Source organism: Corynebacterium sp. (genome assembly GCF_012837295.1).
Lineage (GTDB): Bacteria > Actinomycetota > Actinomycetes > Mycobacteriales > Mycobacteriaceae > Corynebacterium.
The window spans coordinates 1-6,040 of record NZ_DURI01000253.1 but is presented as its reverse complement, the minus strand read 5'-3'; the positions used below and the strand labels follow the sequence as shown (position 1 = coordinate 6,040).

Genomic DNA, 6,040 nt, shown 5'->3' with positions numbered 1-6,040 from the left:
TGGTCTACCGCGGCCTGAAGCACTACTTCCTGGTCAACTTCCCGCAGAAGCCGGGCCAGCTGCGCATGTTCCTCAACGACATCCTCGGCCCGGACGACGACATCGCGCTGTTCGAGTACCTCAAGCGCAACAACCGCGAGACGGGGGCGGCGCTGGTCGGCATCGAGCTGCGCAACGCCGGCGACCTCGATGCGCTCGTCGAGCGGATGGACGCCTCCCCGCTGGATTGCCGGCGCCTGATGCCGGGCACCCCGGAGTACGACTTCCTGACGTAGTTCGCGCTGGCGGGGCCCCGTGAGCCCCTGTTACGCTGAGCGAGCACTTGAGACGACTGACCCCGCGGTGACCGCGCCGCGGGGTCGGCCTGACGAAGACCCCTGCTTTCCAAGGCGGGAGGACGGTGACCGGCGCGCATGCGACGGGTGAATGCCGGGGAGGTCCCCGGCTGCCGTGCCCCCGGCAGGTGATGGTCCGCCAGAGCCATGGAGAGAAAGGGGTCTTTCGTGCGCGACAAAGCTTTGAATGACGAGCTTTACGACGCCGGCGCGCCCTCGTATCCGCTGCGCTGGTGGGGTGTGGCGGTGCTCGCGCTGGCCGTGGTCATCCTGGCGATCGACATGACGGTGCTGAACTTCGCGTTGCCGGCGATCTCCAGGGATCTGGATCCTTCGGGCACGCAGCTGCTGTGGATCGTCGACGTGTACGCGTTCGTCATCGCGACGCTGTTGATCACCATGGGCACCCTCGGCGACCGGATCGGCCGCCGGAAGCTGCTGATGTGGGGCATCGCCGGGTTCGGCGCGGCGTCGCTGCTGGCGGCGTATTCGGTGAGCCCGGTGATGCTCATCGTCGCCCGCGCGCTGCAGGGCGTGGCCGGGGCGACGCTGATGCCGTCGACGTTGTCGCTGATCAAGGCGATGTTCCCGGACAAGAACGAGTTGCCGCGGGCGATCGCGGTGTGGATCTCGTGCTACTCGCTCGGCGCGATCATCGGGCCCGTCCTCGGCGGGTGGCTGCTGGAGCACTTCCATTGGGGCTCGGTGTTCATCATCAACGTCCCCGTCGCCGTCGCCGTGATCGTGGGCGGCCTGCTGGTGCTGCCCGAGTCGAAGGCGACGGCCCCGGGCCGGTTCGACATCGCCGGCGCGGTGTTGTCGATGGTGGCTCTGTTCGGCGTCGTCGGCGCGCTGAAGGCCGCGACGGCCGGGTTGGCATGGTGGATTCCGGCGCTGCTGGCCACCGCCGCTCTTCTGGCCGCCGGTGCGCTGGTGGCGCACCTGAACAATGCCCCGCATCCGCTCGTGGACGTCCGATTGCTGCGCGACCGCGCCTACGCGGTGTCGGTGGTCATCAACGCCATGTCGTCGTTCCTGCTGGTCGGCGCAATGTTCTACCTCACCCAGTACCTGCAGGTCGTGCTCGGCATCAGCCCGGTGCACGCGGGTCTGCTGCTCATGCCGGGCATGGTCGCGTCCATGGCGGCGACGATGATCACCGGTGAAATGGTGGGCAGGTTCTCCGCCCGGCCGCTGCTGCTCATCGCCATCACCCTGGCCGCCGCCGGTCTGGCCATGCACGTCGTGGAGGCCTCCGGCGCGTGGCCGGCGGTGTCGTCGGGCACGGGCGCCCAGGTGTGGTTCGCCGCATCCTTCATCCTGCTGGGAGTCGGCTCGGGCATGATCGACCCGGTCACCAACACCATCATCCTGGGTTCCGCCCCGCCGGAGCAGTCCGGCGCGGCCTCGGCGCTGTCCGAGACCGGCTACGAGCTCGGCGGCGCCTTCGGCGCGGCGATTCTCGGTTCGGTCCTGGTGGGCGTGTACTCCCGGGAGCTGTCGACGGTCGACCTCCCGCTCGACGCCGCCCAGTCCGCCGAGTTGTCGGACAACGTCAACTCGGCTCACGTGCTCGCGGAATCCCTGCCCGCGGATCTTGCCGCGTCCGTCATCGACGTGGCGGACACGGCGTTCACGTCCGGCATGGGGTGGGCGTCGGCGGTGGCGGTGGGTTGCTGCATCGCAACGGCGGTAGCCGTCCGCGCCCTGCTGCCGGACGTCCGCGCCGGCGGCGATGATGCCCATGAGGTCGCCGTCGCGGAGCGTCGTTAGAATGAAGCCCGATGCGCGGGCCCCGAAAAGGCCCGACAAACGGGACCCATAGAGGAGAGTGTGAACCCAACCATGGCCGATGCGCCGCATGATCCGAATCCGCTCCGTGCCTGGCTCGCAGCCGCGGACGTTGACCTGCGAGGACGGTTGGCCGCCCTCGCCGCGGACGCCGATTCGGAGGACGGTGCCGAGGCGCTGGTCACCTGGTCGGGCATCCGGATGGACGAGGTCGAGCGGATCGACGGCTTCCTCGGGCCGCTGCTCAAAGCCGTCGACGTCGATGGCGCCCGCGGCGTCGCCGATTCCTACCCCGCGGTGCTGCTGGCGTCCCTGGTCGGCCGCGCCGCCCGCGTCGCCTCCACCACCGACCTGTGGGCCGATTGGACCGCGGGCCTGCAGCTGGACTCCGAGTCCACGGACGTCGCCGCCTTCGTCGAGCACGTGGTGGAGCGGGTCCCGGAGATCCTGGCGGAGCTCGGACTGCCGGACGTCGCGCTTCTCGACGGCGCCCCCGCCGAACCCGGAACCCGCGAAGACTCCGCCCGGCTGATGATGCTCCACGCCGGCGTGCAGCAGTCGGTCATGCCGCTGCTCATCGAGCGCATCGAGGACGCCGCCGGAATCGGCGGCGAGGCCGGGGGAGGTGTCGGCGGGTCGTCGTCAAGCGATCTGGTGCAGAAGCTCCAGCCCGTCCGCGACGGCATCGACGCGATGGTGTCGGGCTTCGCCGCGGACATCGGTTCCGACGTGCCGCGCGCGCTGCGTGTGCTATCGCAGTCCGCGGTGGCGCGCGCCCGCCGGCTGGTGCAGGCGACTCTGGGGTACGTCATGGCCACCGCCGCCGACCCCGCGAACTGGGAATCGCGCGAGGACCTGGGGCCCGACGAGGTCGGGCTGCCGCCGATCCTCCTCGACGCCGCCCGCGAGGAATTGCGCGCCCGGCCCGCCGGCACGCCGTCGCGACGCACCGCCGTCGGCGTCGTGGCCACCACCGGCCGCCCGCAGCTGTTCTTCGACGAACTGGAAAACCGCGTCTGCGTGCAGCTGCCCACCCCGTCGGCGCCCGCCGGCCGGTCCTGGCTGGTGACCTACGGCGGCACCGTCGTCGCCGAACCGGCCGTGGCGCTGGGCGAGGCGACCGCCCGGCCCGTCGTGCCCATCACCGAGCCGGTGCGCGAGGTCCTGGTCGAACTCGGCGACGGCCCGCACTGGCGCGTGCCCGCCATCGACACCGCCGACCCGGTGCTCATCTTCGGCGACGACGGCCAGTCCGTCACCGACAAGGTGTCGCTGCATTCGACGTCGGTGCACGTCGTCTACCCGAACGACGCCCGCCTGGTCGACCCGGTGACCGGCGAGGACGTGCCGCTGCTGTCCGAGCCCGCGCCCGCCGAATGGGAGCTGTGGCAGGTGGCGCAGGCCGATCTGCGCGACGTCCACGCGCTGCAGGTGGTGCGGCCCGGCGTCGTCGGCGAGGTCCGCTCGGCGTCGCCGATGCGCCGCCCGAAGCTGACCATGCCGCACGCCCGCCTCGACGGCGCCTCGACCGTCCACGGCACCCCGGTCCACGCCGGCGGGCCCGTCGCGGTGTTCCCGCCGACCCTGTCCGGCCGCGACGAGGCCTGGCGCGTCCAGGTCGCCGACTTCCCCGGGTACGGGCGCTTCGCCGAGGACATGGTCATGGTCTACGACCTCGAGGTTCCCGCCGCCGGCGGCGAGGTCGACGTGCTCACCGACGACGACTACCCGTGGCTCGGCGAGTTCGTCGTCCGTCTGACCAACCCGCGCGGCCGCAGCTTCCAGTCGCACATCGCCGTCGCCGAGCAGGCCGATCTGGACGTTTCCTACCGCGGCGGCGGCGACGGATTCCGCATCCCCGAGGAAGCCGGCCTGAGCCCCGCGGAGGTCCGCGTGCTCTCCGGCGACAAGCCGCTGGAGGTCGAGCCGGCCGTGCTGCGGCTGGGCCCCGCGGATTCGACGGGCACGGTGGAGCTGTCCACGGAGGAGGGCGCCTACCTGGAGCTCCGCGTCAATCCGGGCCGCCTCCGCTTCGAGGTCCCGCTCACCGATGAAACGCCGGCCCGCCGTTCCCGCACCCTGCGCACCCGGCCGGGCCGCGTCGACGCGCACGGGGTGTTCCGCGTGTCGGCTCCGGGCGAGCTCCGCCATGCGCACCTGGCGGTGAAGTCGGGGGAGCGCGACATTTGCCGCGTGCCGCTGACCCGCCGCGGCGACGACGCCTTCGCCGACCTGGGCACCTACGCCGACCGCGTGGCCATGCTCTCCGACCTGACCATCAGCCTCGACTGGACCCGCGTCACCGGGCGCCGCCGCCTGTCCGTGCCGCTCGTGGAGGCCCCGAAGACCGACACGGTCCGCTCCGTCACCCGCGACGGCGGCGAGCTCGTCGTCGGCGTCGATCCGGCCTTCGCCGATCTGTCGTTGACCGCGTGGGTGTGGTGCCCGGCTCAGCCGTGGTGCGCGCCGCGGGCCCTGCCGGTCGTCGACGGCAGGTGCACGCTTGACGACGACACCGCGCGACACCCCACGCTCATCGTCCAGGTCGTTTTCGGCCGCGAGTCCGACCGCCGCCCGCTGTGGCCGGCGCCGGAAGCGGCGGTCGTCGTCGATGACGCCGTGGCCGCCGAAGGGGCGGACGACGGTGCAGAAAGCGGCGCCGCCGCAGCCGCAGCACTGCCCGAGAACCTCGGCGTGCGCGAGCTGACCGGCGTGTGGTCCCTGTTCGAGACCCTGCGCGCCGGACGGGCGACCATCATGCCGCAGGTGTCCGGGGCGCTGGCACCGGACAACCTGCGCCGCGTGCTCACCGCCGATCCGCGCACCGGCCTGGCCGCGCTCAATGGCTCGGCGATCCGCCTCGGCGATCAGCCGGGCATGGTCGTGTCCTCCGGTCTGGTGCTCGGCGACTTCACCGAAAAGTCCCCGACTCCGGGCCGCCGGCGCGTGCCGTGGCTCGGGGCGCTGGCGGCGATGGCGGATCTGGCCGATCCGTCGTCAAGCGTGGCGAAGCAGAAGGACCAGATCGCCCACCTGCGCCGCGCCGGCGGCGAGGCGCTGATCCGCGCGCTGGCGACGGGGCAGGACACGACGCTGGAGTCGGCGTGCATCGACAAGACGTCGGTGCAGATCACGGCGCTGCCGGAGCCGCAGGCCAACGCCATTCTGGCGCAGGTCTTCGACGGCCACCGCATGGTGCCCGGGCCGCTGACCGACGACGACGCGCGCTTCACCGCGATCCACGAGGTCGTGGCCAACCGCGCCGAGATCGTCGAGGCCGGCATCATGCCGGGGCTGGCGGCGGCGTCGCGGGCGCTGTTCCAGGCGGTGTCGCGGACGTCGCCGAAGCTGCGGAAGGCCGTCAACGTGCGGTTCCACAAGCTCGACGGCATCGACGCCGACGACCCGTCGTTGCACTGGACGCTGGTGCCGGGCACGTCGCTGCTCATCGCCGTGGCCGCCCGCGCGCTGGCGCGGCAGAAGGCGGCGAACCCGGACGTCGACGACACCGTCGTGCGCAGCCTGATCCCGCTGTGGGCGCAGCTCGCCGACATGGTGCCGACGCTCGTGATGGGCGACCTGCTCATCGCCGACGCGCTGGTCACGCATGCGATCCACGGCGATCTGACGGATCCGCAGGAGCCGGAGGCTGAGGTTGAGGCTGAGTCGGCGACTGGGGCCGGGGCGGATGACGTCGAGGTGGATCAGGAGGCCGCCGACGCACAGTCCAACGAGGCCGCGGTCGCCGAGGCCGCCGCACTCGTTGACGTCCGGGACGCCGGGGCCGGAGATATTTCCGAGGACGATCTGCCGGACTTCATCTCCGAGTAGGCGCCGGCAAACAAGCTAACGAACGGAAGAGAGCGCGATGAGCGAAGCCGACATTCTGGGACTGGTGATGTTCGCCGTCATGG

Annotated in this window: 2 protein-coding genes and 1 pseudogene; all 3 read left to right on the top strand. The window is 71.6% G+C overall.

From position 1 onward, the window contains the following. Window positions 1-275, top strand: a pseudogene (locus GX015_RS08240) (threonine dehydratase); the annotation flags it as partial. A gap of 228 nt (window positions 276-503) precedes the next feature. After that, window positions 504-2,108 carry an MFS transporter gene (locus GX015_RS08235; protein ID WP_291344262.1) on the top strand — a complete coding sequence of 535 codons (1,605 nt, stop codon included), beginning with the start codon at window positions 504-506 and terminating at the stop codon, window positions 2,106-2,108. Between the two features lie 60 nt (window positions 2,109-2,168). After that, on the top strand, window positions 2,169-5,957 hold the full coding sequence (locus tag GX015_RS08230; protein ID WP_291344260.1) for a hypothetical protein: 3,789 nt from the start codon (window positions 2,169-2,171) through the stop codon (window positions 5,955-5,957). The last annotated feature ends 83 nt before the right edge of the window (window positions 5,958-6,040 follow it).